We start from the raw sequence: 23,911 nt of genomic DNA, 5'->3' as shown, positions 1-23,911 counted from the left end.
GACGAATGCCTGATCGCACCCTAGGTCTCGCGCCGGCCGACGTCGACGTGCTGCAGGGCCGGGGGGTTGACGCGCGGCAGGCGGAGGGGGATCTTCGAGCGGGGGACCGAGAGGGGATGCGATGACCTACGCCGCGGGGGCGAAGGACTTCACGGGCACCGGGGACGCCTACGACCGGTTCATGGGGCGCTACTCCCAGCTGCTGGCGCCGGCGTTCGCCGACTTCTGCCAGGTGGAGACGGGCCAGCGGCTGCTCGACGTGGGCTGCGGTCCCGGAGCCTTCACCGCGGTCGCCGCCGACCTGCTCGGTCCCGCCGCGGTCGTCGCGGTCGACCCCTCCCCGACCTTCGTGGCGGCCTGTCGCGAGCGGCACCCGGACGTCGACGTCCGGGAGGGCGCGGCCGAGGCGCTGCCCGTCGACGACGCGTCGTTCGACCGGGCGGTGGCCCAGCTGGTCATCCACTTCGTCACCGACCCGCCGCGCTCGGCGGCCGAGATGCGACGTGCGGTGCGACCGGGCGGCCTGGTCGGGGTGTGCGTGTGGCATGGCACCGAGGAGATGGGGCTGCTCCACGTCGTCAGCCAGGCGCGAGCTGCGGTCGAGCCGCCCTCGGAGCCCGAGGTGCGCCCGTTCGGCCAGGAGGGTGAGCTGACGGCGCTGCTCGCCGGCGCGGGGCTGGTCGACGTCGAGGACGCACCGCTGTCGGTCACGGTGCGCTACTCCGGGTTCGAGGTGCTCTGGAGCAGCCTGCTCGAGGGGATCGGCCCCGCCGGCGCGTACGTCGCCTCGCTCGGTCCCGACACCCGGGAGCGCTACCGGGAGGCGCTGTACGACCTGACCGGCCACCCCGCAGGCGACTTCACGCTGTCGGCCACCGCCCTGGCCGCGCGCGGACGGGTCCCCGACTGACCGGGGAGCAGTCACGAGTGCTGCCGATGGTCCGGCGAGTCCAGGACGCCCGGCCGACCCGGGGAGGCCCGACATGGTTGACCTGCAGCGCGCTCGAACTGCCACCATCTCCCGGGTGACCACCTCCACCGCCGGCTTCGACCTCGACGGCTACCTCGCCCGGACCGGTGCCGCGGCCGCTCCGCCGTCGACCCGGGCGCTGTCCGGGCTCCTCGCGGCCCACGTCCGCACGTTCCCGTTCGACAACATCGACGTGCTGCTCGAGCAGCACCCCGGCGTCGGCCTCGACGCGGTCGCGGACAAGTTCGTCCGCCGAGGCCGCGGCGGCTACTGCTTCGAGCACGCGACCCTGTTCCACGCCGTCCTGCAGGCCCTCGGGTACGACGCCACCCTGCGGCTGGCCAGGGTCGGCGACCCCGACCTCGCGCCCCGCACCCACCTCGGTGTCGTGGTCGTGCTGGACGGACGTCGATGGCTCGCCGACCCCGGCATCGGCGTACCGCCGCTGGGACCGATCCCGCTGGAGGACGGCGCCGAGCTGGACGGCGGCATCTGGCCCCACCGCGTCGTGCGCGTCGCCGAGGGCGAGACCCCCGGGTGGCAGCTGTGGCGGCGCCGGTCGGCCGGCTGGGAGCTGATGCACACCACCGACGAGCTCCCGGTCCGCGAGGTCGACGTCGCCATGGGGCACCACTGGACCTCGACGTCGCCGATCACCCACTTCCGCAGCACCTTCATGCTCGCCCGCCACGACCTCGACGACGACGGCAGCGCAGTCCAGACCTCGGTCACCCTCGACGGGGTCACCGAACGACGTGCCGGCGTGCCCAGCCGGAACCGGCCCTTCGACCTCGCCGAGCTGCCCGACCTGGCACGACGGCTCGGGGCCAACCTCACCGACGACGAGACGCGTCGCCTCGAGGCGAGACTCCGGGCCCTGCGCTGAACCGGGTGCCGCAGATGACCCAAGTTGGTGACGACGCCGCCTGGTGGCCGCGGCTACCGTCCGCACATGTCTCGAGGTCGCGTGCTGAGCGCAGTGGTCGGAACGCTGGCGCTCGCGGCGGCTGCGGTTCCCGGCTTCAGCGCCACCGAGGTGGCCGTCGAGGAGCCGTCGGTCCAGTTCACGGCGTCCGGCGACTTCGCGGCCAACCCCAACACGAGTGCGGTGCTGAACGCGATCCGCACGCCCGGGAACGACCTGACGCTCGCCCTCGGTGACCTGTCCTACGGCGTCACCGGCACCGAGCAGAGCTGGTGCGACTTCGTCACCTCGCGGGTGGGCGCCGGCTACCCGTTCGAGCTCCTCGCCGGGAACCACGAGAGCAACGGGCAGAACGGCAACATCAACGACTTCTCCGCCTGCCTGCCCAACCAGCTCCCGGGCGTGGTCGGGACCTACGGTCGTCAGTACTACGTGGACGTGCCCGCCGACGCGCCGCTGGTGCGCTACATCATGATCTCGCCCGGCATCCAGTTCCCGGACGGGCTGTGGTCCTACAACGCGGGGACCCCACGGCACGCCTGGACGGCCGACACGATCGACTCCGCCCGTTCGGCCGGCATCCCGTGGGTCGTGGTGGGGATGCACAAGCCGTGCCTGTCCGTCGGCGAGTACGGCTGCGACCCCGGGTCCGACATCATGAACCTGCTCGTCAACAAGCGGGTCGACCTCGTCCTGTCCGGCCACGAGCACCACTACGCGCGTACGGCGCAGCTGGCCACGGGTCCGGGCTGCCCCAACGTCGTGCCGGGCACCTTCACCGCCGCCTGCGTCGCCGACTCGGACACCACCATGGCGAAGGGCGCCGGCACGGTGTTCGGCACCGTCGGGACCGGCGGCACCGCACTGCGCCAGATCTACACGGCAGACCCCGAGTTCGGATACTTCGCCGCGACCTCGGGAGCGGGGCGCGACCCCGCCCACGGCTTCCTGCAGGTCAGCGCGGACGCGGACCGGCTCGAGGGGAGCTTCGTCCCGGTCAACGGCACGTTCCAGGACGCCTTCACGCTCACCCGGGGCGCGCAGAACCTGCCACCCACGGCATCGTTCACGGCCGAGACCGACGACCTGACGGTCGACGTCGACGCCTCCGACTCCGCCGACACGGACGGCTCCATCGCGTCGTACGCCTGGGACTTCGGCGACGGCGCGACCGGGTCCGGGGTGACCGCCACCCACACCTACGAGACGCCGGGTGACCACCAGGTCGTGCTGACCGTGACCGACGACGACGGCGCCACCGCCTCGGCGACGCAGACCGTCACGGTCACCGAGCCGACAACGGGCCCGTCTCCGGTGGCCACCGACGCGTTCCAGCGCACGCTGACCGGCCAGTGGGGGACGGCGGACCTCGGCGGCCCGTGGAGCCTGGCCGGCGGGACCGCGAACTTCACGGTCGGAGACGGCGTGGGGTACATCCGGATGCCCTCCTCGGGCGCGGCCCCCGCGACCTTCCTGAGCGGCATCGGCCGCACCGACACCGAGGTGCGGGTCGAGGTCGGGCAGGACAAGCCCCCGACCGGCTTCGGGACCTCCGCCCGCGTCCAGCCGCGGCGGCTGTCCAACGGCGACGGCTACTTCGCCGCCGTCCGCTTCGTGCCGAACGGCACGGTCAACGTCACCCTGGTCCGCCTGGTCGGTACCCAGACCAAGCTCGCCAACGTGACCGTGCCCGGGCTGACCCACCAGCCCGGGGACACCTTCCACGTGCGGGCCCAGACGACGGGCACCTCGCCCACCACGATCCGGACGAAGGTCTGGAAGGTCGGCACTCCGGAGCCCTCGGAGTGGACCGCGACCGCCACCGACTCCACCGCCGGCCTGCAGGTCCCCGGCGACATCGGCCTCCGCGCCGAGCTCGGCACCGGGTCGACCAACGCCCCGGTCCGGGCGTCGTTCGACAACCTCTGGGTCGGTCCCACGGGGTGACCTCGGCCACGGCGCAGGTGGCCCGGAGCGTGGTGCCGCCGACGCCTGCGACCACGTGACCGGCGACACCGTGCGAGGTGGAATCCCCCGGCCGGGCGGGTCGTTCGGACTGGTTCAGGCAACCGACGAGGGAGGACCCATGAGCACCGTGAAGCGCATCACCCGCTGGTTCGACGCCCACACCCTGTGGGCCTACAACAGCACACCGCGGTACGGCGCCCGCCGCCGCTGACCCGGCACAGCCGCGGGAGGTCGGCAGGGCCGACCCGACGGTGGGCGCCGCCCTGCGGGGGTGCGGGGGTTTCGAGGCTCAGGCCCTGGGGGCCTTCGCACCTCAACCTCCGATGGGTACGCGCTGGCCGCACGTGTGGTGGTTGAGGAGGGCCGTCAAAGGCCCGATGCCGCCGCGGCTCCGCCGCGGGACCTGGCGGGGGTGTGGGGGTTTCGGGGCTCAGGCCTTGGGGGCCTTCGCACCCTCGACCTCCGATGGTTGCGCGCTGGCCGCACGTGTGGTGGTTGAGGAGGGCCGTCAAGGCCCGTCTCGAAACCACCCGGGAAGACTCGTCCATCCCGACGCCGCCGCGGCTCCGCCGCGTCGGCTGGGGCAGGGCTTCGAGACGGCCGGTGGGCAGTCCCTCGCTGAGCTCGGGCCTGCCCCGGCCCCTCAACCTCTTCGCCCGACGCCGCCGCGGCTCCGCCGCGTCGGCTCGCCGATCAGACGATCCCGGTGAGGCTGGCCATCACCGGGATCAGGGTGACGATCAGGATGATGCCGAGGACGTCGAAGACGATGCCCGACCGGACCATCTTGGTGATCGGGATCATGCCGGATCCGTAGACCACGGCGTTCTGCGGAGTCGACACCGGCATCATGAAGCCGAAGCTAGCCCCGAAGACCGCGCACAGCGCCGGGATGACCGGGTCGAGCCCGGCGGCGGCCGCGATCGGGATCACGATCGGCACCACGATGGTGGCGCTCGCCGTGTTGGACGTCGTCTCCGAGATCAGGATCGCGATCAGCGCCGCGACCGCGGAGACCGCGACCAGGCTGGTGACCCCCAGGGCGTCGGCGATGCCGGTGCCGAGCGTCTCGGCCAGGCCGGTGTCGGAGAGCAGGGTGCCGAGCACGATCCCGCAGCCGAAGAGGATCACGGTGCCCCAGTCGATCTTCACCGCCTCGTTCCAGTTCATGGTGAACCGGCGGCGCTCCCAGTCGACGGGCAGCACGAAGAGCAGCACGGCCGCGATGATCGCGACGGTCCCCTCGTCGAGCCGGGCGGTGATCCACGCGTACGAATTGGACTCCTCGCCGGCGAACAGGGCGAAGAAGCCGGGGAGCACCCAGAGCGTGACCGCGACGCCGAAGACGACGAGGGTGTTCTTCTCACCCCGCGACAGCGGTCCGAGCTCGGCCCGCTGCTGGCGCACGTACTCGTCCGCACCGGAGATCCGGCGCACCTCCGGCTTGTTGAGCAGGATCAGGATCACGCACAGCGCGGCGAACATCAGCAGGCAGATCGGCAGCGCCGTCGCGACCCAGGTGAAGAAGCTGATCGTGGTGCCGGTCTCGGACTCGATGAAGGCGATGCCGATCAGGTTGGGCGGCGTCCCGATCGGCGTGAGCAGGCCACCGACGCCGGCGCCGTACGAGATCATGAGCATCAGCGCGCAGCCGAACCGGAGCCGCGTGGAGTCGGTCTCCTCGTCGGACTGGTCGCTCACCAGGTCGCCGAGCGCGCCCATCATGCCGAGGGCGATCGGCAGCAGCATCGCGGCGGTGGCGGTGTTGGAGATGAACGCCGAGATCAAGGCGGCGATCGCGCCGAACGCGATGATCACGCGGTACGTCGACTGGGCGACGCCCGGCAGCGAGAGGACCCGGAACGCGAACCGTCGGTCCAGGCCGTGGGTCCGCATGGCCTGCGCGATGATGAACGCCCCGATGAACAGGAAGATCGTGTCGGAGCCGAAGGCGCCGTAGACGAGGTCGGACGCCGAGTCGTCGCTGTCGGACGGGATCACCGGCACCTGGAGCACCACGCACAGGGCGAGGGAGAGGATCGCGGTCGCCGGGATCGGGATCGCCTCGGAGAGCCAGTAGACGATGGTGAACGCGAGGATCGCGGCCAGCCGCTGCTGGTTGTCGTCGATCGACATCGGGATCAGCAGCATGATCACGAACACGATCGGTCCGGCGATCAGGCCGATGGTCTGCCGCGCCCGCTCGAACCGCTGCTCCGCAGGGGTGAGACGCTCCATCTGCTCGTCGAGCGTTCGGTAGGTACGCGTGTCCTGGGTGGTGCTGCTCATCTGCCCGAGTCCTCTCGCAGTCCAACCCCCGTGTGCTGGACCCTAACCGCGCGCCGCGGTGGACGGAACCGGCTGATCGCACCGTCCGCTTGATAGGTCATACGGGTAGGGGGTATGGTCGCCTCATGACCGAGCAGGCCCACGTCCACGGATACCTGGCCCACGACGACAAGGACAAGGTCCTCAAGCGCCTGCGCCGCATCGAGGGGCAGGTCCGCGGGCTGCAGCGGATGGTCGAGGACGAGAAGTACTGCATCGACGTGCTGACCCAGGTCTCGGCCGCCACCAAGGCGCTGGAGTCGGTGGCGCTGACCCTGCTCCACGACCACCTCACCCACTGCGTCGTCGACGCCGCCCGCGAGGGGGGACCCGAGGCCGACGCGAAGGTCCGCGAGGCCTCCGACGCCATCGCCCGGCTCGTCCGGTCCTGACCCGCACCCACCGCCCACCCGAGGAGCTCCCGTGTCCGAGATCCAGACCTACACCGTCACCGGCATGACCTGCGGCCACTGCGTCGCGTCCGTGACCGAGGAGGTGCAGGAGATCCCGGGCGTCCAGGACGTCTCGGTGACCCTCGAGTCCGGCTCCGTCACCGTCACCAGTGCCGCACCGATCGACGACGCGGCCGTCCGGGCCGCCGTCGAGGAAGCCGGCTACCAGCTGGCATGATCACCCCTCTCCGGATCGCCGCGTTCGTCGTCACCCTGGGCGTCCTGTTCCTCGCTGCCCGGGGGGTCGGGTCGGCGGTCGGGCCGCTCGACGTCGACGAGGAGCCCATGGCGCACGCCGAGGGCGGGGGCGACGAGATGGCCTCCGGTGGTCACGACGACCACGCCGCCGAGGCCGCCGACCACCGACCCGGCGGCCTGGCGGTGTCCGACCAGGGCTACACCCTGCAGCTGGTCTCGCGACCGCGGGCCGGGGTCGACCAGCCGCTGCGCTTCGTGGTGCTGGGTCCCGACGCCGAGCCCGTCACGGCGTACGACGAGGTCCACGAGAAGCAGCTGCACCTGATCAAGGTCCGACGCGACGGTGCCGGGTTCGAGCACGTGCACCCGCGGCTGGCGCCCGACGGCACCTGGACGGCGCGGATGACGCTCGCGCCGGGGAGCAACCGGCTCCTCGCCGACTTCACGCCGACCGACGGGCCCGAGCTGGTGCTCGGCACCGACGTCGAGGTCCCCGGTGACTACCGCCCGACCGCGGCCGCCCCCCTCACGCGGACCGCCCGGGTCGACGACTACCGCGTCCGGCTGACGGGAAGCCTCACGGCCGGGAAGTCCTCGCCGGTCACGGCGACCGTCACCCGCGACGGCAGGCCGGTGACCGACCTGCAGCCCTACCTCGGGGCCTACGGCCACCTCGTGGCGCTGCGCGAGGGCGACCTCGCCTACCTGCACGTCCACCCGGAGCAGTCCGACGCCGGGCCGGAGATCCCGTTCGTCGCCGAGGTGCCGAGCGACGGGCGCTACCGCCTGTTCCTCGACTTCCGGCACCGCGGCACCGTCCGGACAGCGGCGTTCACGCTCCGCGCGGGCGAGGCCGGGCCCGCGGTCCGCGGCACGACCGGCGCCCACCCCGGGGAGGGGGAGGGTCATGACCACTGACGTCGAGCTCGCGATCAGCGGCATGACCTGCGCCTCCTGCGCCAACCGGATCGAGCGCAAGCTCAACAAGCTCGACGGCGTCGTCGCGACGGTCAACTACGCCACCGAGAAGGCCAAGGTGACCTTCCCCGACTCGGTCAGTCCCGACGAGCTGGTGGCGACCGTGGAGCAGGCCGGGTACGGCGCCGCGCTGCCGCGCTCCGACGGGGACGACGTGGCGGCCGGTGTCGAGGATCCCGTCGACGCGCTGCGCCGGCGGGTGCTGGTGTCGTTCGTGCTGAGCGCACCGGTCGTCGCGATGGCGATGGTCCCGGCGTTCCAGTTCACCTACTGGCAGTGGCTCTCCCTCACCCTGGCCGCCCCGGTCGTGGTGTGGGGCGCGTGGCCCTTCCACCGGGCGGCGTGGGCCAACCTGCGCCACGGCACGTCCACCATGGACACCCTGGTGTCCGTCGGCACCCTCGCGGCCCTGGGCTGGTCGCTGTACGCCCTGTTCCTCGGCACCGCCGGCGAGCCGGGCATGACGCACCCGTTCGAGCTCACCGTCGAGCGCAGCGACGGCGCCGGCAACATCTACCTCGAGGCGGCCGCCGGGGTCACGACGTTCATCCTCGCCGGGCGCTGGTTCGAGGCCCGCTCCAAGCGGCAGGCGGGGGCCGCGCTGCGCGCGCTGCTCGAGCTGGGCGCGCGCGAGGTGTCGATGCTCCGCGGCGACGGCACCGAGGTCCGGGTGCCCGTCGAGCAGCTCGCCGTGGGGACGAGGTTCGTCGTACGGCCCGGCGAGAAGGTCGCCACCGACGGCGAGGTCGAGCAGGGCAGCTCGGCAGTCGACCGGTCGATGCTCACCGGCGAGTCGGTGCCCGTCGAGGTCGGGCCGGGCGACCAGGTGGTCGGTGCCACCGTGAACGCCGGGGGCCGGCTCGTGGTCCGGGCGACGAGGATCGGCAGCGACACCCAGCTCGCCCAGATGGCCCGGCTCGTCGAGGACGCCCAGAACGGCAAGGCCGAGGTGCAGCGGCTCGCCGACCGGGTCTCGGGGGTGTTCGTGCCGGTCGTGATCGGCCTCGCGGTGGCCACCCTCGGCTTCTGGCTGGGCGCGGGGGTCGGGACGTCGGCGGCGTTCACCGCCGCGGTGGCGGTGCTGATCATCGCGTGCCCGTGCGCGCTCGGGCTGGCCACGCCGACCGCGCTCATGGTCGGCACCGGCCGCGGCGCCCAGCTCGGCATCCTGATCAAGGGCCCCGAGGTGCTCGAGTCGACCCGGCGGGTCGACACCGTGGTGCTCGACAAGACCGGCACGGTGACCACGGGTGAGATGACGCTGGTCGACGTGGCCGCCGCCGAGGGCGAGGACGCCGACGAGGTGCTCCGGACCGCGGGTGCCCTCGAGGACGCCTCCGAGCACCCCATCGCCCGGGCCGTCGCCGCCGGCGCGCGGGAACGGCTGGGCGGGCTGCCGCCGGTGGAGGGCTTCCTGGCCGAGCCGGGGCACGGCGTACGGGGTCGGGTCGGAGGCCGCGAGGTGACCGTGGGCCGCCCGGCGGGCGTGGTCGACCGCGCCGCCGCGAACACCGTCGTCGAGGTCGCGTGGGACGGTCGGGTCCGCGGCTGGGTCTCCGTGGCGGACGCCGTGAAGCCGACCTCGGCCGAGGCGGTCCGGATGCTGCGCGACCTCGGACTGCGGCCGGTGCTGCTGACCGGCGACCACGCGGTGGTCGCGCGGGCCGTCGCCGACGAGGTCGGGATCGACCCCGACCAGGTCTTCGCCGACGTGCTGCCCGCCGACAAGGTCGACGTGGTCAAGCGGCTGCAGGACCAGGGCCGGGTCGTCGCCATGGTCGGCGACGGCGTCAACGACGCCGCCGCGCTCGCGCAGGCCGACCTCGGCCTGGCGATGGGCACCGGTACCGACGTCGCCATCGAGGCCGGCGACCTGACGCTGGTGCGCGGCGACCTGCGGGTGGCGGCCGACGCCATCCGCCTGTCGCGGCGCACCCTGACCACGATCAAGGGCAACCTCTTCTGGGCGTTCTCCTACAACGTCGCGGCGCTCCCGCTGGCGGCGGCCGGGCTGCTCAACCCGATGATCGCCGGCGCCGCCATGGCCGCCAGCTCGGTGTTCGTGGTCGCCAACAGCCTCAGGCTGCGTCGGTTCCGCCCACTCGTCGGCGACGCCGCCTGACCAGGGCGGCCGCCGCGACCCCCACCGCGACCGCTGCGGCGAGCACCACCCAGCCCAGGGTGTAGTCACGGTCGAGCAGGGTGGGGTTGCCGGGCGACCTGCCGAAGCCACCGAGCACCGGGACGACGGCCAGCGTCACCGACCCGAGCACCAGCAGCCCGACCGCGAGCGGGGCCCGGACGACCGGCGGCGCGAACCGGACGAGCGCGACACCGACGAGCAGCACGAGGGGCACCAGCACGAAGTCGTGCAGCAGCACCCCGGCCACGAACCAGGTCGCGACCTCGGGCACGTCGCCTTCGCCGAGCAGCAGCCAGGCGCCGTACGCCGAGACGGCGGCACCGACCACTACGAGGGCCACGCGCGCGGCCGTCACGTCGCCACCTCCAGGGAGGTGACCCACTTGGTCTGCAGCACGCCCGGCCGGTTCGGGGCGATGACGCGGCACGGGTAGCCGTGGTCGAGGTCGAGCGGCTCGCCGGACAGCGCCAGGGCCAGCAGGGTCCGCGGGTCGTCGGCGAAGTTGCCCGGGAGGGTGCTGCGGGCGAAGGCGTAACGCGTCTGCAGCGAGGACACTGCCACGTCCGAGCCGGCCGGCGCGTCGACCAGGTCGAGCAGGTCGCGCATCCGGACCCCGGTCCAGCGGCCGCTGGCCGACCAGCCCTCCACGCACGCGATGGGCAGCTCCTCGGTGTGCTGGGGCATCGCCGCCAGGTCGTCGCGGGACAGTGCGACGGAGCGGTCACCGTGAACCACGGTGAGCCGGAAGTCGGCACCGGTCACGCCGTCGTCGACGCCGGCCTCGGCGGCCGTGCGGTTGACGGGCAGTCCCTGTGACCCGTCCCCGGTGGTGACGCCGAACACCGACACCTGCCGCAGCCACGGGACCGCGCCGCCGGCCGTGCCGAGCACGGCCACGGCCGAGGCGCCGTACGCCGCCCTCAGCAGGCCGCGGCGGGACAGGCCGACCGGCCCGCGCTCGTCCAGCGTCCCTGCGAGGCCGTCCCGGATCGCGGCCGCCTTGATGCCGAGGTGGGCGACCAGGGCGCCGATGGCGACCCAGGCGACCGCGTAGTGGGTGGGCCGGAAGGAGAACGACCACGGGTACCACTGCGTGGCGTTGGCGAGACCGGTGACGAGCAGGAAGATCCCCGACGCCACGAGCACACCGACCGAGACCCGGTCGACCACCTCGAGGGCCAGGGCGCGCGCCTCGCGCGGCGGCCGCCGGAACAGCCGCGGGTAGACGCTCCACAGCTTCACCAGCAGCAGGGGCACCGCCGCGGTCCCGCTGACGACGTGCAGCCCCTGGGTCACCCGGTAGCCCCACGAGGGCGAGGTCGGGAACGGCACGGGGGGCACCGGGAGCTGCGCCCAGTGGCTGATCACCCCGGTGAGGAAGGCGGTGCCGAAGCAGATCCCCAGCCACCGTCCGACCCGGGCACTCACCGCCGGGTCGTGGAGGGCGCTGGAGAAGCGGCTCATCGCGCCCGTTCCAGCACCGCCACGGAGCGCGAGCCGCGGGAGGTCAGCTCGCGGACGGCCAGGCCGGCGGCGGCAGCGAGCCGCGCGACCGCGTCCGAGCCCACGACGGCCCACGGGAAGGGCGCGCTCAGCTCCTCGCCGCAGAGCAGCTGCAGGTCGAGGGTCTGCAGGGGAACGCCCGCGCCCGCCACGTCGGCGACGACCTGCCCGCCGCCGGTCAGCAGCTCGGCGAGGCGCCGGAGCAGCGCGGCCGGGTCGCCCCCGATGCCGATGTTGCCGTCGGCGAGCAGCGCGGTGTCCCAGAGCCCCTCGGCCGGGAGCGGGTCGAACACGTCGCGCCGCTGGGCCGCTGCCCCGCGGTCCTGGGTGAGGGCCACGGCGTGCGGCACGATGTCGATCCCGAGCGACGGGTGCCCGAGCTGGGCCAGGCGGGCGCTCATCCGGCCCGGTCCGCAGCCCACGTCGAGCACGGCACCCCGGCAGCGGGTGAGCAGGTCGTCGTCGTCGTCGGTCGTCGCGCCGGCCCAGCGGTCGAGCGGGAGGGTGACGGGGCGGTCGGCGAGGCCGAGCACCTGGCAGGGCTGGCCCCCGAAGCCGCGCTCCAGCAGGGTGGCGACGCCCGGCGGGGCGACCAGCTCGGCGGTCATCGGGCCGCCTCTCGGTCCGAGCGGCGCGTCCACTCCCGCGCGAACCGGGACGCGGGGGCGGCGGCCGCCACCTCGCCGGCGTCCTCGGCCGTGTCGACGTCGGTGAGATCGGGAGCGTCGGTGACCCGCAGGCCGGTCGCCTCGAGGGCCGCCCGCGTGTCGGCGTACGTCGTGGGCGTGGACATCGGCACCTCGCCGAGCACGGCGGCCCGGGCCGGGTCGCGGAGCGCGAGCGCCCACCAGCCGCCGTCGGTGGCGGGGCCGAGCACGGCGTCGTGGTCGTCGAGGCCGGCGAGCACCTCGTGGAGCAGGCCGGCGGTCAGCTGGGGGGTGTCCATCCCGACCTGCACGACCGGGCCTGGGCCGAGCTCGGCGTGGGCGTCGGCGAGCCGCCGGCCGAGGTCGCCCTCGCCCTGGCGACGGACCGTCCACCCGGCGAGCGCGTCGCGCAGCTCCTCGGACTGCACACCGTCGGCCAGGTCGCCGTCGAGGGCCAGGTGGCACCCCTGCGCCCCCACGGTCGACGTCGCGGCCTCCAGGACGTCGAGCAGGGAGGCCGCCGCCAGCGCGGCCGCCCGGTGGTCCCCGACCTCGGCGCCGAGGCGGGTCTTGGACCGGCCGGGCACCGGGGCCTTGGCGACGACGAGGACCCGTTCCGTGGTCGAGGGAGTCGGGGGAGTCACCGCAGCACCTCCGCGAAGTCACGGGCGGCCCGCAGCGTGCCGAGGACGGACCCGGACACCTTGCTGCGGGTGCCGGCGGCGCGGGGGTGGTAGGCGACGTCCCGCTCCTGCACCCGCCAGCCGGCGTCGGTGACGCGGCGCAGCAGCTCGACCGGGTAGCCGAACCGTCGGTCCTCGACGCCCAGGTCGAGGAGCGCCTGCCGACGGCAGACCCGGAGGGGGGCGATGTCGTGCGGGGTCATGCCGGTCCGGTGGCGCAGCCAGCGGACGACCAGCGCGTTGCCCGCGCGTGCGTGCCACGGCCACACCCCGCGGCGGACCGGACGGCGGCGGCCGACGGCCAGGTCCGCGCGGCCCGCCTGCACGAGGTCGAGCAACGGGACCAGGTCGGCGGGGTCGAAGGACCCGTCCCCGTCCATGACGGCGACGTGGTCACGGGTCGCCGCGACGACGCCGGCGTGGACCGCGGCACCGTAGCCGGGCGTCGGCTCGGGGACGACCGTGGCGCCGAGCCGGGCCGCCACGTCGGCGGTCCCGTCGCGCGAGCCGTTGTCGACGACGATCACGTGGAACCTCCCGGGGACGCGGGCGAGCAGCGTCGGCAGTGCGCCGGCCTCGTCGCGACAGGGCAGCACCAGGTCGCAGTCCGGCTCACACTGAGAGGGTTCGGAGCCGACCGGATGACCGGATGGGTCGTCGTCCGCGGCGTCGTCCATGAGGGGCATGCTTGCGAATCTGACAGGCGTCGCCAAGGGCGGAAATGGGGACTGGTCCCCATTCACAAGTCGGGGCCCGGTCGTAGGGTCGCCGCATGCGGACCGGCCCTGCGCGACCCGTCGTCGTGGGGCTGGCCGTCTGGGCCGTGCTCGTCGCTGTGGCGACCGCCTACCCGCTGCTGACGGGCTGGGACGTGCGCACCGCGCTCGACCCGGTCCTGCCGGTGCCTCCGCTGCACGCGCAGTGGCTGCCGAGGGTGGGCCCGGCGACGGTCGTCGCGCTGCTGCTGGCGGCCGCGGCGCTCCGCTGGGCCGTGCCGCTCGCCGACCGGCTGCCCTGGCGACGGCTCGTGGTCGCGGCGTACGGCGCGGGCCTGGTCTGGGCGCTCGCCCTGGCGTTCGTCGACGGCCCGGAGGGCGGGCTGCGGGCGCTCGGGTTCGGGTCGGAGTACCTGCCGACGGCCCGGGAGACCGACGACGTGACGGCGATGGTCCGTGAGTACGTGGACCGGATCCCCTACTCCCACCCGGACAACTGGCCGATCCACGTGGCCGGTCACCCGCCTGCGGCGGTGCTGTTCTACGTCGCGCTCGTCCGGGTCGGGCTGGGCGGCACCGTGGCCGCCGGCGTGGTGACCGTCGCGCTCGCGGCGTCGATCGCGCCGGCCGTGCTGGTCGCCGTCCGGCGTCTGGGCGCCGAGGACGCCGCCCGCCGGGCCGCTCCGTTCCTGGTGCTGAGCCCCCCGGTGATCTGGTACGCCGTGTCGGCCGACGCGATGTTCGCGGCCGTCGCCGCGTGGGGACTGGCGGCCCTGGCAGCGGCCGCGACCGCGACCCGGACGCCGGCCCTCGTCGGCTGGTCGGTCGTCGCCGGGCTGCTGCTCGGCACCTGCGTGATGCTGTCCTACGGCCTGCCGCTGCTGGGCCCGCTCGCGGTCGCCGTGCTCCTCCTGGCGCGCTCGTGGCGTCCGCTGCCGATCGTCGGGGGCGTCGCGCTGCTGGTGGTGCTCGGCTTCGCCTGGTGGGGATTCGCGTGGTGGGAGGCGTTCCCGGTGCTGCGCGAGCGCTACCTCGACGGGATCGCCGAGGAGCGGCCGGCGTCGTACTGGATCTGGGGCAACCTGGCCGCCCTCGCCGTCGCCTGCGGCCCGGCCCTCGGGGCCGGGACCGGCATGCTCGTGGCGCTGGGTCGACGGGCCGCGCGGGTGCCCGCCGGGCTGGCCACCGCGGCGTGGCTGGCGCTCCTGGTCGCCGACCTGTCGGGGATGAGCAAGGCCGAGGTCGAGCGGATCTGGCTCCCCTGGATGCCGTGGCTGCTGCTGGTCACCGCGCTCGTCCCCGAACGCTGGCGCCGCCCCCTCCTCGCCGCCCAGCTGGCCACCGCCCTGCTGCTCCAGCACCTCCTCAACACGACCTGGTGAGGGGGTAGTCCAGTGGAAAGTGGCCCTCAGGGAGGAGTCAACGGGGGCCGTTTGTCACTGGACTACCGCACATCTCAGCCGCGGAGGGGGGCGGTGGCGAACCGGGTCAGCCCCTCGGCGGGGGCGACCCGGGCGGTGAAGCCGAGCTCGGCCGCCGCGCGGGCCGGCGAGGCGACCACGTGGCGTACGTCGCCGGGCCGGAACTCCCCGGTGACGACGGGCTCGAGCCCGGACCCGGACGCCGCGGCCAGCTCCCGGGCGACGTCGAGGATCGTCACCGGCGACCCCGAGCACACGTTGTAGGCGTCGAACCGACCGGCCGGCCCGTCCACGACCGCGTCGAGGGCCGCCAGGTTGGCGGCGGCGACGTCGGACACCTGCACGAAGTCGCGCACCTGGCCGCCGTCCTCGAAGACCCGCGGCGGCTCGCCGCGCTCGAGGGAGGAGCGGAAGATCGCGGCCACGCCCGAGTAGGGCGTGTCCCGCGGCATCCCCGGCCCGTACACGTTGTGGTAGCGCAGCGCCACCGCCGACGCCGGTGCCTGCCGCACCCACGCGGCGGCGTAGTGCTCCTGCGCCACCTTGCTGGCGGCGTACGACGAGCGCGGGTCGAGCCGCGCGTCCTCGTCGACGAGCGCCCACGCCAGCGGCGCGCCGCACACGGGGCAGGCCACCTCGAAGCGGCCCGCCTCGAGCGCGCCGACGTCCCGCGGCCGCGCCGGCTGGTTGCCGTGGTCGGGGCACCGGTAGCGACCTTCGCCGTAGACCACCATCGACGACGCCAGCACCAGCCGGTCGACGCCGCCCTCGTGCATCGCCGCGAGCAGGGTGGCCGTCCCGAGGTCGTTGTGGCCGGCGTACGCCGGGATGTCGGCCACCGTCACCCCGGCCCCGACCACCGCGGCCTGGTGGCACACCACGTCGACCCCGCGCAGCAGGTCGACCCAGTCCCCCGCCTCGCGCACGTCGAGCGCGTGCACGCCCGCCGGGGGCGCCGTGCCGCCGTGGGCCTCGGGGAGCATGACGTCGACCGGGACCACCTCGTGGCCCGCCTCGGCGAGGACGGTCGCGACCGCGGACCCGATGAAGCCGGCGGCGCCCGTGAGCAGCACCCTCATCGGTCGAGGTAGGTGAGGTCGAGGTCGTCGGCCCAGGTGCGGCACGTGCAGCCCTCGGGAGACGGCGCGGCGGCCACCGCCGACTCCAGCACCGGCCGGAGCCGGTCGAGGCTCCGCGCGAAGAGGGCGAACACCTCGGCCTGCCCGACGCCCTCGCCCGACTCGACCCCGGCGTCCATGTCGGTGACGACGGCGATCGCGGCGTAGCAGAGCCGCAGCTCGCGGGCGAGCGCCGCCTCGGGGGCGCCGGTCATGTTCACCAGGTCCCAGCCCTCGGCGGCGTAGTGCTGCGACTCGGCGCGGGTCGAGAACCGCGGTCCCTCCACGACGACCATGGTGGCGCCGGTCCGGACGTCGTCGATTTCGTCGATCGCGGCGAGCAGCCGCGGGCAGTAGGGGTCGGCGAACGGCAGGTGCACCGCACCGGTCTCGACGTAGCTCCCGACCCGGCGGAAGGTCCGGTCGACCAGCTGGTCCGGCGCGACGAGGTCGCCCGGCGCCACGGTGTCGCGCAGTCCCCCGACGGCGCAGGGGGCGAGCACCTGGCGGACGCCGGCGGCGTGCAGCGCCCAGAGGTTGGCGCGATAGTTGATCGCGTGCGGCGGGAACCGGTGCCCCTCCCCGTGCCGGGGCAGGAACGCCACGCGGCGGCCGCCGAAGTCGCCGACGGTCAACGGCGCCGCCGGGTCGCCGTACGGCGTGGTCACCGTGTGCTCCTCGGCGTCGTCGAGCAGGGAGTAGAGCCCCGAGCCCCCGATGACACCGATGTCGGCGAGCGGTTCCGTGGGAGTCGCCATGCCGGCGAGCCTAGCCACGCCCGGGGCTAGGGTTCCGGCCATGGTCGACCACGTCGAGCCCGGGGACGGGCGGGAGATCGCGACCCGCCTGGCGTCCCGGCTCGAGGAGCCCCTCGGCGTCTTCGCGGCGCCGGGACGGGTCAACCTGATCGGCGAGCACACCGACTACAACGCCGGCCTGTGCCTGCCGATCGCCCTCCCGCACGCGACCTACACCGCCGTGGCCCGGCGGGCCGACGACCGGATCACCGTCGCCAGCGCGCAGCAGGACGACCGGTTCGAGGCCGCGCTCGGCGAGGTCTCGCCCGGCGCGGTCGACGGGTGGGCGGCGTACGTCGCCGGCGTGGCGTGGGCGCTGCGCGAGGCGGGTCACGAGCTCCCCGGGATGGACCTGGTCGTCGACGGCCGGGTGCCGCTCGGCTCCGGGCTGTCCAGCTCGGCCGCGCTGCTCTGCTCGGCGGCCTTGGCCATGTGCGCGGCTGCCGGCGTCGACCCCGACCGGCGGGAGCTGGTGACGGCGACGATGCGGGCGGAGTCGGAGGTCGCCGGCGCGCCGACGGGCGGGCTGGACCAGACGGCCGCGCTGCTCGGCGAGGCCGGGCAGGCGCTGCTGATCGACTTCCGCGACCACACGACCAGGAGCGTGCCGTGGCGGCCGGCCGACGCGGGGCTGGAGCTGCTCGTCGTGGACACCCGGGCCAGCCATGCCCACTCCGACGGCGGCTACGGCTCCCGGCGCGAGGAGTGCGAGACCGCGGCCCGGCGGCTCGGCGTGGCCAGCCTGCGCGAGGCGGACCACGACGACCTGGGCCGGCTCGACGACGGCGTGCTGCGCCGGCGGGTCCGCCACGTCGTGACCGAGGTCGCGCGGGTGTCCGCGACCGTCGACGCCCTCGCGGGGGACGACTGGCGGCGGGTCGGCGAGCTGTTCACGGCCTCTCACGCCTCGATGCGCGACGACTTCGAGATCTCGTGCGCCGAGCTCGACGTGGTGGTCGAGACGGCGCTCGGCCACGGCGCGCTCGGGGCCCGGATGACCGGCGGCGGCTTCGGCGGCTCGGCGATCGCCCTGGTCCCGACCGACCGCACGGAGGACGTCGCCGGGCGGGTGGCGGACGCGTTCGCCGACCGTGGCTGGGGTGCACCGGGGCTGCTGCCGGCCCCGGCCTCGCCGGGCGCCCGACGGGTCGGGTGACGCCCGGTCGCCGACCACCGGCCTGCCAGACTGTCGGGCATGACCACGACTCTCGGGGACTTCTCCGCGACCACCATCGACGGCCAGGACACCTCCCTCTCGACGTACGAGGGCCAGGTCGTGCTCGTGGTCAACACCGCCTCCCAGTGCGGGTTCACCCCTCAGTACGCAGGGCTGCAGGAGCTGCACGACACCTACGGGGAGCGCGGCTTCACCGTGCTCGGCTTCCCGTGCGACCAGTTCGGCAACCAGGAGCCCGGCGACGAGGACGAGATCGCCTCGTTCTGCGAGCGCACCTTCGGCGTCAGCTTCCCGATGTTCGCGAAGGTCGACGTCAACGGCGACGAGGCTCACCCGCTCTTCGCGTGGCTGCGTGAGGAGAAGTCCGGGCTGCTGCCGGGCGACGCCATCAAGTGGAACTTCACCAAGTTCCTCGTCGGCCGCGACGGCCGGGTGGTGAAGCGGTTCGCCCCGACCACCGAGCCGGCCAAGCTCGGCGACAAGATCGAGGCCGAGCTCTGATCGGTGCGGCCCAGTCCGTGGCGGCGGACTTGTGCTGAGGAGCAGGGGAGCGCAGCCGATGAGCAGTGGGCCGGTGGCATCCTGACCGCATGCAGCCCGCCCATGTGTGGATCCGGTCCGAGTCCCGCGGCACCGAGCGGCGTGCGGCCGTGGTACCTGCTGATGTCCCGTTGCTGCTGGACGCCGGGTTCGAGGTGACCGTCGAGGAGTCCCTCCAACGCGTCTTCGCCGACGAGGAGTACGCCGCGGCCGGGGCGGCCGTCGTGGGCGAGGGCACCTGGACCGACGCACCCCACGACGCCTACGTCCTCGGGATCAAGGAGCTCCCCGCCGAGCCGGCCTCGCTGCGCCACCAGCACATCTACTTCGCCCACGCGTTCAAGGGCCAGGGGGACGCCCGGCACACCCTGGAGCGATTCCGCCGCGGCCGAGGTCGGTTGCTCGATCTCGAGTACCTCACCGACCAGGACGGCCGGCGGGTGGCCGCGTTCGGCTACTGGGCGGGCTACGTGGGCGCCGCCCTCGGCCTGCTGCACCTGACGCACTCGCTGGCCGCACCGCTCGCCCCGGTCACCAAGCACGAGCTCGACGCGGAGCTGGAACAGGCCGGGAAGGCCGGTGCCGACCAGGTACTGGCGCTGGTCACGGGGGCGCGCGGCCGGTCCGGTCGCGGTGCCCAGCGGGCGTTGATGACGGCCGGGGTCCCGATCACCCGGTGGGATCGCCAGGAGACGCGGGACCTGCACAAGCAGGCGCTCCTCGGCCATGACCTGCTGGTGAACTGCGTGGTCACGCAGACCCCGACGACACCGTTCGTGGAGCGGGCGGACCTCGACCACGAGCGCCGCCTGCGCGTGCTCGCGGACGTGACCTGTGACCTCACCGGTCCCCACAACATGCTCCCGGTGAACACCGAGACCACCACCTGGCAGGACCCGGTCCGACGGCTGCACAGCGGCAGCCCGAGCGCCGGCATCGCGCCGCTGGACGTCATCGCCATCGACAACCTGCCCTCGCTGCTGCCGCGGGAGGCCAGCGAGGGGTTCAGCGCCGACCTGACCCCACACCTGCTCGCGCTGGGTGCCGAGGGTGGGCCGTCGGGGCCGTGGCGGGCAGCGGCTCGTGCCTTCGACCAGGCGATCGGGGAGCTCGAGGCAGCGGAACGCCCCTAGGTTCCTCAGGCGAGGAGACTGTGCTCGACGGGTGACCTCGACAGGACCGCGAGCCGTCGTCCACCGCTAGACGACGCCGTACTTCGCGCGCACCCGCTCCGGCACCAGGTCGAGGTAGCGGTCGGGGTGCCGCTTGATGTGGTCGGCGATGAAGGGGCAGGACGGGTACACGTCGAGCCCGGCCTCACGCGCCGCGTCGAGCACCGCGGACGCCAGCTGGGACCCGATGCCCTGGCCCTCGTAGGCGTCGTCGACCTCGGTGTGGGTGAAGGTGATCCGGCCCTCGCGCAACCGGTAGTCCGAGAAGCCGGCGACCTGGTCGTCGACCAGGGCCTCGTAGCGGTGCTGGTCGACGTTGTCCCGGATCGTGACGCTCATGCCCGCACGCTACTGACTTGCCGGTAACGCGCCCGGCGCGGAAGGGTGGCGCCATGGCGGCCACCACCTCGTCGTACTCGATCACCATGCGGTTGCACACGCACCCCGACCACGGGGTCGTGGGCTCGGTCGCCACCGCCATCTCCCAGGTGGGCGGGATCGTCACCGCCATCGACGTGGCCGACTCCCGCCACGACCGGCTGGTCCTCGACGTCACCTGCTCGGCCAGCGACGCCGACCACGCCGAGCAGCTGGTCGCCGCCGCCGACGAGGTCAGTGGGGTCGAGGTCCACAAGGTCAGCGACCGGACCTTCCTGCTCCACATCGGCGGCAAGATCGAGGTCACCTCGAAGGTGCCGCTCAAGAACCGCGACGACCTGTCGATGGCCTACACCCCCGGCGTGGGCCGGGTCAGCGCCGCGCTCGCCCACAACCCCGACGACGTCTCGCGGCTGACGGTCAAGGGCAACAGCGTGGCCGTCGTGACCGACGGCTCCGCGGTGCTGGGCCTCGGCAACATCGGACCCGGCGCGGCCCTCCCGGTGATGGAGGGCAAGGCGGCGCTGTTCAAGCGGTTCGCCGACATCGACGCGTGGCCGATCTGCCTGGCGAGCCAGGACGTCGACGAGATCGTCAAGGCGGTCGAGATGATCGCGCCGGGCTTCGGCGGCATCAACCTCGAGGACATCGCGGCGCCGCGCTGCTTCGAGGTCGAGCGCCGGCTGCGGGAGAGCCTCGACATCCCCGTCTTCCACGACGACCAGCACGGTACGGCGATCGTGGTCGTGGCCGCGCTCACCAACGCGCTGCGGGTCGTCGGCAAGCAGATGACCGACGTCCGGGTCGTGGTCTCGGGCGGCGGGGCGGCCGGCACCGCGATCGTGACGCTGCTGCTCGCCGCGGGCGTGAGCGACGTCGTGGTCGTCGACCGGGAGGGGGCGATCTGCGCCGGTGACGCCGGGCTCTCGGAGGCGCACCGGCTGCTCTCGGAGCAGACCAACCCGCGTCGCGTCCGCGGCGACCTGCGCACGGTGCTCAGCGGCGCCGACGTCTTCATCGGCGTGAGCGCGCCGCGGATCCTGCAGCCGGAGTGGATCAAGGACATGGCCGAGGACCCCGTCGTCTTCGCGCTGGCCAACCCCGACCCGGAGGTCGACCCGGCCGAGGCCGAGAAGTACGCCGCCGTGGTGGCCAGCGGCCGCTCCGACTACCCCAACCAGATCAACAACGTGCTGGCCTTCCCCGGCGTCTTCCGCGGTCTGCTCGACGCCCGCGCCTCCGACATCACCGTGGACATGCTGCTGCGGGCGGCGAAGGCGATCGCCTCGACGATCCACGACGACGAGGTCAACCCGAACTTCATCATCCCGACGGTCTTCAACACCGAGGTGCCGAAGGCGGTCGCCCGGGCGATCCGCGGCGTCGATCACGACTGACGTCGGTCACGACCAGGGGGTGCGTACCCGCCCGACCGGCACGCCGTCCACCTCGACGTCGAGGCGCTCCTGGTAGAACGCGACGCAGCCGATGACGTCGCGCGCGTCGTCCAGCGGCTGCTCGTAGCACCAGGCGATGTCGCGCAGCAGTGACGCACCGACGTCAACGCTGAAGTGGGTCGCGTGGCCCTTGTAGGCGCAGGTCGTCCGCTGCTCGCCGGGGAGCAGGTCGGCCACGACGTCCTCGCGGGGCAGGTACCAGCGGACCAGCGGGAAGGTCGCCTCGAACAGCGCCCACGGACGCCCGCTCTCGGCGAGGAGCGTGCCCTCGTGGGAGATCCGGACCCGGCGCGAGGAGCGGCGTACGTCGATCCGGTGGAAGGGGTCGCGTGGGTGGCCGACCAGCGGCTCGTCCTCCTCCCACCAGTCGAAGTCGTCGAAGTCGAGGACCACGAGGTCGGGCAGGTCACGCGGCCGGAAGCCGGCGCCGGTGCGACCGTCCGCGTGCAGGTCCACGGTCTCGCCGTCGGTGCTGTGCACGGCGAACGGGACGCTCGGGTCGAGCAGCGGTGGCCCGTCGCCGAACCCGATCTCCCGGTACTCCGGCGGGGGACCGGCCTCGGTGGCCTCGAGCCCGACCCGGAGGTCGGCAACGGGGACGGCGTACGACGGGACGACCCGCATCGGCTCCATCACGAGCACCGGCCGGTGGGTCACGGCGACCAGCTCCGAGCCGAGCCGGACCGTGAGCTGCTTGGGCACCGGCTGGGTGCGCAGCTCGGGCAGCAGCCGGAGCATCTCGCGGGACAGGTCGACGGCCATGGCGCCACTGTGCTCCGACCGGCGCGGTCTGCCAACGCCGATCGAGTGCCGGACCGTGGTCGCGGCAGTTGACATCTGGCGCCCTCTTGTCAAACGAGTTGACAAATCCTATCGTCGTGTAAACCGACGACGGAGGTGTCCGGATGTCCGAGCAGATCGCCCGCAGCACGATCCACGCAGGCTCGACGGCAGAGTGGCGGGACCGCAAGCGGCACCTCTGGCTGATCGGGCTGGTGGTCCCGAGCCTGGCCTTCGTGGGGTACGCCGGCTGGCGGCTGACCGACCACGGCGCGTGGTTCTGGGTCGGCCCGTTCGTGATCCTCGTCGTCGTCCCGGCGATCGACCTGATCGCCGGCCTCGACCGGTCGAACCCGCCCGACGACGTGATCGAGGCGCTGGAGAACGACCGGTACTACCGGTGGATCACCTACCTCTTCCTGCCGATCCAGTACGTCGGGTTCGTGGCCGCCTTCTCCCTGCTCGCCCAGGGCGACCCGTTCACCGGCGCCCAGCTGACCCCGTGGGACAAGATCGGGCTCGCGGTCTCGATCGGCTGCATCGGCGGCATCGGCATCAACACCGCCCACGAGCTCGGCCACAAGCGGGAGTCGCACGAGCGCTGGCTGTCCAAGATCGCGCTGGCCCAGGTGGCGTACGGGCACTTCTACATCGAGCACAACCGCGGCCACCACGTCCGCGTCGCGACCCCCGAGGACCCCGCGAGCGCGCGGCTGGGCGAGAACTTCTACCAGTTCTGGCCGCGTACCGTCCTCGGCTCCCTGCGCAGCGCCTGGCGGATCGAGAAGCGCCGGTACGCCCGCAGGAAGCGGCACCCGTTCCGGATCGGCAACGACGTCCTGAACGCGTGGCTGATGACCGCGGTGCTGTGGGGCGCGATGGTCGCGTGGCTCGGCGTCGGCGTGCTGCCGTTCCTCGTCGTGCAGGCGGTGGTCGGCTTCTCGCTGCTCGAGGTGGTCAACTACATGGAGCACTACGGGATGCTGCGCCAGAAGGTGGGCGTCGGCGAGCGGCAGCGCTACGAGAGGGTCGACCCGAGCCACAGCTGGAACTCCAACAACATCGCGACCAACGTGCTGCTCTACCACCTGCAGCGCCACAGCGACCACCACGCCAACCCCACCCGTCGCTACCAGGCGCTGCGGGACTTCGAGGAGAGCCCGGTGCTCCCGACCGGCTACGCCGGGATGATCGTGCTCGCGATCGTCCCGGCGATCTGGCGCCGGGTGATGGACCCGCGGGTGGTCGCCCACTTCGGCGGCGACGTCACCCGCGCCAACATCAGCCCGCACAAGCGGGACCGGCTCCTGGCGCGGTACGGCGCCGTCGACCACGCCGCCGACGTCGTGGCGGCGGACGTGGCCGGCGACGGGGCGGCCGAGGTGCTGGCCGCCCGCTGCCCGGGCTGCGGCTACACCTACGAGGTGCGGGCCGGCGACGAGCACGAGGGCTTCGCGGCCGGCACCGCCTGGACCGACGTCCCCGACGACTGGTGCTGCCCCGACTGCGGCGTCCGCGAGAAGGTCGACTTCCTCCCCGTCGAGCCGGTCGACGCCTGAC

The 23,911-nt window shown here is 73.6% G+C and carries 23 protein-coding genes; 13 read left to right on the top strand and 10 right to left on the bottom strand.

Going from position 1 to position 23,911, the window contains the following annotated elements; genetic code table 11:
• The first annotated feature begins 121 nt into the window (after positions 1 to 121).
• The 3 genes from ACQ1X7_RS09110 to ACQ1X7_RS09100 all read left to right on the top strand — a co-directional run bounded on the left by ACQ1X7_RS09110 (position 122) and on the right by ACQ1X7_RS09100 (position 3,842).
• On the top strand, positions 122 to 910 hold the full coding sequence (locus ACQ1X7_RS09110; RefSeq protein ID WP_432477866.1) for a class I SAM-dependent methyltransferase: 789 nt from the start codon (positions 122 to 124) through the stop codon (positions 908 to 910).
• Between the two features lie 115 nt (positions 911 to 1,025).
• Positions 1,026 to 1,856, top strand: a complete 831-nt coding sequence (locus ACQ1X7_RS09105; protein ID WP_432477865.1) for an arylamine N-acetyltransferase family protein — start codon at positions 1,026 to 1,028, stop codon at positions 1,854 to 1,856.
• 66 nt (positions 1,857 to 1,922) lie between these two features.
• Entirely contained in the window at positions 1,923 to 3,842 is a 1,920-nt protein-coding gene (locus tag ACQ1X7_RS09100) for a PKD domain-containing protein (protein ID WP_432477864.1), read from the top strand.
• A gap of 714 nt (positions 3,843 to 4,556) precedes the next feature.
• Here ACQ1X7_RS09100 and ACQ1X7_RS09095 read toward each other — a convergent pair.
• Complete coding sequence (locus ACQ1X7_RS09095; RefSeq protein WP_432477863.1) at positions 4,557 to 6,152, bottom strand: SLC13 family permease; 1,596 nt, start codon at positions 6,150 to 6,152, stop codon at positions 4,557 to 4,559.
• A 125-nt stretch (positions 6,153 to 6,277) separates the two neighbouring features.
• Between ACQ1X7_RS09095 and ACQ1X7_RS09090 the strand changes: the two genes are divergently transcribed.
• Genes ACQ1X7_RS09090 through ACQ1X7_RS09075 form a run of 4 tightly spaced genes read left to right on the top strand, consistent with a single transcriptional unit; the run spans position 6,278 to position 9,941 of the window.
• The gene (locus tag ACQ1X7_RS09090) at positions 6,278 to 6,583 is read left to right on the top strand and encodes a metal-sensitive transcriptional regulator (protein WP_432477862.1); all 306 of its coding nucleotides are present in this window, start codon (positions 6,278 to 6,280) and stop codon (positions 6,581 to 6,583) included.
• Between the two features lie 31 nt (positions 6,584 to 6,614).
• The gene (locus tag ACQ1X7_RS09085; RefSeq protein WP_432477861.1) at positions 6,615 to 6,821 is read left to right on the top strand and encodes a heavy-metal-associated domain-containing protein; all 207 of its coding nucleotides are present in this window, start codon (positions 6,615 to 6,617) and stop codon (positions 6,819 to 6,821) included.
• Entirely contained in the window at positions 6,818 to 7,759 is a 942-nt protein-coding gene (locus ACQ1X7_RS09080) for a hypothetical protein (protein ID WP_432477860.1), read from the top strand. The genes ACQ1X7_RS09085 and ACQ1X7_RS09080 overlap by 4 nt, the downstream gene beginning before the upstream one ends.
• Entirely contained in the window at positions 7,749 to 9,941 is a 2,193-nt protein-coding gene (locus ACQ1X7_RS09075; protein ID WP_432477859.1) for a heavy metal translocating P-type ATPase, read from the top strand. The genes ACQ1X7_RS09080 and ACQ1X7_RS09075 overlap by 11 nt, the downstream gene beginning before the upstream one ends.
• On the opposite strand, the gene ACQ1X7_RS09070 is transcribed toward ACQ1X7_RS09075, so the two are convergent.
• From ACQ1X7_RS09070 to ACQ1X7_RS09050, 5 genes are read right to left on the bottom strand one after another with little or no spacing between them, the layout of a single operon-like run.
• Positions 9,898 to 10,317 carry a hypothetical protein gene (locus ACQ1X7_RS09070; protein ID WP_432477858.1) on the bottom strand — a complete coding sequence of 140 codons (420 nt, stop codon included), beginning with the start codon at positions 10,315 to 10,317 and terminating at the stop codon, positions 9,898 to 9,900. The two genes, ACQ1X7_RS09075 and ACQ1X7_RS09070, sit on opposite strands and share 44 nt — an antisense overlap.
• On the bottom strand, positions 10,314 to 11,426 hold the full coding sequence (locus tag ACQ1X7_RS09065; protein ID WP_432477857.1) for a molybdopterin-dependent oxidoreductase: 1,113 nt from the start codon (positions 11,424 to 11,426) through the stop codon (positions 10,314 to 10,316). Before ACQ1X7_RS09065 ends, ACQ1X7_RS09070 begins: the two co-directional genes overlap by 4 nt.
• A complete protein-coding gene (locus tag ACQ1X7_RS09060; protein ID WP_432477856.1) occupies positions 11,423 to 12,073 on the bottom strand; it encodes a class I SAM-dependent methyltransferase in 651 nt (216 codons plus the stop codon). The genes ACQ1X7_RS09065 and ACQ1X7_RS09060 overlap by 4 nt, the downstream gene beginning before the upstream one ends.
• Positions 12,070 to 12,756, bottom strand: coding sequence for a TIGR04282 family arsenosugar biosynthesis glycosyltransferase (locus tag ACQ1X7_RS09055; RefSeq protein ID WP_432477855.1), 687 nt, complete (start codon positions 12,754 to 12,756; stop codon positions 12,070 to 12,072). The genes ACQ1X7_RS09060 and ACQ1X7_RS09055 overlap by 4 nt, the downstream gene beginning before the upstream one ends.
• Positions 12,753 to 13,481, bottom strand: a complete 729-nt coding sequence (locus ACQ1X7_RS09050) for a glycosyltransferase family 2 protein (RefSeq protein ID WP_432477854.1) — start codon at positions 13,479 to 13,481, stop codon at positions 12,753 to 12,755. The genes ACQ1X7_RS09055 and ACQ1X7_RS09050 overlap by 4 nt, the downstream gene beginning before the upstream one ends.
• 86 nt (positions 13,482 to 13,567) lie before the next feature.
• On the opposite strand from ACQ1X7_RS09050, the gene ACQ1X7_RS09045 reads away from it, so the two are divergent.
• Entirely contained in the window at positions 13,568 to 14,893 is a 1,326-nt protein-coding gene (locus tag ACQ1X7_RS09045) for a hypothetical protein (protein WP_432477853.1), read from the top strand.
• A gap of 74 nt (positions 14,894 to 14,967) precedes the next feature.
• Here the strand turns inward: ACQ1X7_RS09045 and ACQ1X7_RS09040 are convergent, their stop codons facing one another.
• Both ACQ1X7_RS09040 and ACQ1X7_RS09035 read right to left on the bottom strand, forming a co-directional pair.
• A complete protein-coding gene (locus tag ACQ1X7_RS09040) occupies positions 14,968 to 16,011 on the bottom strand; it encodes an NAD-dependent epimerase/dehydratase family protein (protein ID WP_432477852.1) in 1,044 nt (347 codons plus the stop codon).
• The gene (locus tag ACQ1X7_RS09035) at positions 16,008 to 16,808 is read right to left on the bottom strand and encodes an S-methyl-5'-thioadenosine phosphorylase (protein ID WP_432477851.1); all 801 of its coding nucleotides are present in this window, start codon (positions 16,806 to 16,808) and stop codon (positions 16,008 to 16,010) included. Before ACQ1X7_RS09035 ends, ACQ1X7_RS09040 begins: the two co-directional genes overlap by 4 nt.
• A 40-nt stretch (positions 16,809 to 16,848) precedes the next feature.
• On the opposite strand from ACQ1X7_RS09035, the gene galK reads away from it, so the two are divergent.
• The 3 genes from galK to ACQ1X7_RS09020 all read left to right on the top strand — a co-directional run bounded on the left by galK (position 16,849) and on the right by ACQ1X7_RS09020 (position 19,697).
• Complete coding sequence (gene galK, locus ACQ1X7_RS09030; protein WP_432477850.1) at positions 16,849 to 18,003, top strand: galactokinase; 1,155 nt, start codon at positions 16,849 to 16,851, stop codon at positions 18,001 to 18,003.
• A 39-nt stretch (positions 18,004 to 18,042) separates the two neighbouring features.
• Positions 18,043 to 18,525, top strand: a complete 483-nt coding sequence (locus ACQ1X7_RS09025) for a glutathione peroxidase (RefSeq protein WP_432477849.1) — start codon at positions 18,043 to 18,045, stop codon at positions 18,523 to 18,525.
• Between the two features lie 89 nt (positions 18,526 to 18,614).
• Complete coding sequence (locus ACQ1X7_RS09020) at positions 18,615 to 19,697, top strand: hypothetical protein (RefSeq protein ID WP_432477848.1); 1,083 nt, start codon at positions 18,615 to 18,617, stop codon at positions 19,695 to 19,697.
• A 66-nt stretch (positions 19,698 to 19,763) separates the two neighbouring features.
• Here ACQ1X7_RS09020 and ACQ1X7_RS09015 read toward each other — a convergent pair whose 3' ends face one another.
• A complete protein-coding gene (locus ACQ1X7_RS09015) occupies positions 19,764 to 20,075 on the bottom strand; it encodes a GNAT family N-acetyltransferase (protein WP_432477847.1) in 312 nt (103 codons plus the stop codon).
• Between the two features lie 53 nt (positions 20,076 to 20,128).
• Here ACQ1X7_RS09015 and ACQ1X7_RS09010 point away from each other — a divergent pair, with 53 nt between their 5' ends.
• Positions 20,129 to 21,511, top strand: a complete 1,383-nt coding sequence (locus ACQ1X7_RS09010) for an NAD-dependent malic enzyme (RefSeq protein WP_432477846.1) — start codon at positions 20,129 to 20,131, stop codon at positions 21,509 to 21,511.
• 6 nt (positions 21,512 to 21,517) lie between these two features.
• On the opposite strand, the gene ACQ1X7_RS09005 is transcribed toward ACQ1X7_RS09010, so the two are convergent.
• The gene (locus ACQ1X7_RS09005; RefSeq protein ID WP_432477845.1) at positions 21,518 to 22,333 is read right to left on the bottom strand and encodes a DUF427 domain-containing protein; all 816 of its coding nucleotides are present in this window, start codon (positions 22,331 to 22,333) and stop codon (positions 21,518 to 21,520) included.
• Between the two features lie 143 nt (positions 22,334 to 22,476).
• Between ACQ1X7_RS09005 and ACQ1X7_RS09000 the strand changes: the two genes are divergently transcribed.
• Complete coding sequence (locus tag ACQ1X7_RS09000; protein ID WP_432477844.1) at positions 22,477 to 23,910, top strand: fatty acid desaturase; 1,434 nt, start codon at positions 22,477 to 22,479, stop codon at positions 23,908 to 23,910.
• Position 23,911 lies beyond the last annotated feature (1 nt).

This window comes from Nocardioides sp. GXQ0305 (genome assembly GCF_050880345.1).
Taxonomy (GTDB): domain Bacteria; phylum Actinomycetota; class Actinomycetes; order Propionibacteriales; family Nocardioidaceae; genus Nocardioides.
The sequence above is the reverse complement of the archived record's forward strand: the minus strand, read 5'-3'. Positions and strand labels throughout refer to the sequence as shown.

Excerpts from the sequence above, each read along its gene's own strand:
- galK (WP_432477850.1), top strand. The coding sequence starts at position 16,849 with ATGGTCGACCACGTCGAGCCCGGGGACGGGCGGGAGATCGCGACCCGC.
- ACQ1X7_RS09035 (WP_432477851.1), bottom strand. The coding sequence starts at position 16,808 with ATGGCGACTCCCACGGAACCGCTCGCCGACATCGGTGTCATCGGGGGC.
- ACQ1X7_RS09000 (WP_432477844.1), top strand. The coding sequence starts at position 22,477 with ATGTCCGAGCAGATCGCCCGCAGCACGATCCACGCAGGCTCGACGGCA.
- ACQ1X7_RS09075 (WP_432477859.1), top strand. The coding sequence starts at position 7,749 with ATGACCACTGACGTCGAGCTCGCGATCAGCGGCATGACCTGCGCCTCC.
- ACQ1X7_RS09015 (WP_432477847.1), bottom strand. The coding sequence starts at position 20,075 with ATGAGCGTCACGATCCGGGACAACGTCGACCAGCACCGCTACGAGGCC.
- ACQ1X7_RS09080 (WP_432477860.1), top strand. The coding sequence starts at position 6,818 with ATGATCACCCCTCTCCGGATCGCCGCGTTCGTCGTCACCCTGGGCGTC.
- ACQ1X7_RS09040 (WP_432477852.1), bottom strand. The coding sequence starts at position 16,011 with ATGAGGGTGCTGCTCACGGGCGCCGCCGGCTTCATCGGGTCCGCGGTC.
- ACQ1X7_RS09060 (WP_432477856.1), bottom strand. The coding sequence starts at position 12,073 with ATGACCGCCGAGCTGGTCGCCCCGCCGGGCGTCGCCACCCTGCTGGAG.
- ACQ1X7_RS09025 (WP_432477849.1), top strand. The coding sequence starts at position 18,043 with ATGACCACGACTCTCGGGGACTTCTCCGCGACCACCATCGACGGCCAG.
- ACQ1X7_RS09095 (WP_432477863.1), bottom strand. The coding sequence starts at position 6,152 with ATGAGCAGCACCACCCAGGACACGCGTACCTACCGAACGCTCGACGAG.
- ACQ1X7_RS09010 (WP_432477846.1), top strand. The coding sequence starts at position 20,129 with ATGGCGGCCACCACCTCGTCGTACTCGATCACCATGCGGTTGCACACG.
- ACQ1X7_RS09065 (WP_432477857.1), bottom strand. The coding sequence starts at position 11,426 with ATGAGCCGCTTCTCCAGCGCCCTCCACGACCCGGCGGTGAGTGCCCGG.
- ACQ1X7_RS09020 (WP_432477848.1), top strand. The coding sequence starts at position 18,615 with ATGCAGCCCGCCCATGTGTGGATCCGGTCCGAGTCCCGCGGCACCGAG.
- ACQ1X7_RS09050 (WP_432477854.1), bottom strand. The coding sequence starts at position 13,481 with ATGCCCCTCATGGACGACGCCGCGGACGACGACCCATCCGGTCATCCG.
- ACQ1X7_RS09110 (WP_432477866.1), top strand. The coding sequence starts at position 122 with ATGACCTACGCCGCGGGGGCGAAGGACTTCACGGGCACCGGGGACGCC.
- ACQ1X7_RS09045 (WP_432477853.1), top strand. The coding sequence starts at position 13,568 with ATGCGGACCGGCCCTGCGCGACCCGTCGTCGTGGGGCTGGCCGTCTGG.
- ACQ1X7_RS09005 (WP_432477845.1), bottom strand. The coding sequence starts at position 22,333 with ATGGCCGTCGACCTGTCCCGCGAGATGCTCCGGCTGCTGCCCGAGCTG.
- ACQ1X7_RS09100 (WP_432477864.1), top strand. The coding sequence starts at position 1,923 with ATGTCTCGAGGTCGCGTGCTGAGCGCAGTGGTCGGAACGCTGGCGCTC.
- ACQ1X7_RS09090 (WP_432477862.1), top strand. The coding sequence starts at position 6,278 with ATGACCGAGCAGGCCCACGTCCACGGATACCTGGCCCACGACGACAAG.